Source organism: Pseudoalteromonas sp. TB64 (assembly GCF_000498095.1).
In the GTDB taxonomy this organism is placed as follows: Bacteria; Pseudomonadota; Gammaproteobacteria; order Enterobacterales; family Alteromonadaceae; genus Pseudoalteromonas.
This window is the reverse complement of record NZ_AUTQ01000037.1, coordinates 1-566: the sequence shown is the minus strand read 5'-3', so window position 1 is coordinate 566 and position 566 is coordinate 1. Positions and strand designations below refer to the sequence as shown.

At 43.1% G+C, this 566-nt stretch carries 2 protein-coding genes; both read right to left on the bottom strand.

Going from position 1 to position 566, the window contains the following annotated elements; all coding sequences use genetic code 11:
- Nucleotides 1-248, bottom strand: a 248-nt coding sequence (locus L647_RS0101165; RefSeq protein WP_029880336.1) for an enoyl-CoA hydratase-related protein, incomplete at its 3' end; no start/stop codon positions are given.
- A 10-nt stretch (nt 249-258) separates the two neighbouring features.
- Nucleotides 259-566: acyl-CoA dehydrogenase family protein (locus tag L647_RS0101160; protein WP_029880335.1), on the bottom strand; the 308-nt coding region annotated here is incomplete at its 5' end.

The following is a 566-nucleotide window of genomic DNA, read 5'->3' as shown; positions in this document are numbered from 1 at the left end:
GCAGCTACGCCTTTATCGCCGCATGCAAATACGTTTAAGTCGGCGCCGGCGCTAAAAAACTTTTCGCCTTCGCCAGTGAGCACTAATGCATAAATATTTTTATTATTGTTTAGCTCGTTAACGGTATTTTTTAAATCAACTAAGGTGTCTTTTGTCCACGTGTTTGCTGGCGGGTTAGACATCGTTAAAATAGCAACATGACCTTCGGTTGTAAGTTCAATACTCGGATTAGATTTAGATTCTGACATACATTGCTCCTTATAAAACGTCGCTTGCTGACTCTGCTAAAATACGGCGCGCAATAATTACGCGCATGATTTCGTTAGTGCCTTCTAAAATTTGATGAACGCGTACATCGCGTACATGGCGCTCTAGCGGGTATTCTTTTATGTAACCGTAACCACCATGAATTTGCAGTGCGTCGTTACACACGGTAAAGCCCACATCGGTAGCAAAGCGTTTAGCCATGGCGCAGTAAGTGGTTTTTTCAACATCGTTATTATCTAGTTTAAATGCAGCAAGCCTTACCATTTGGCGGGCAGCTACAAGCTCGGTGTTCATATCGG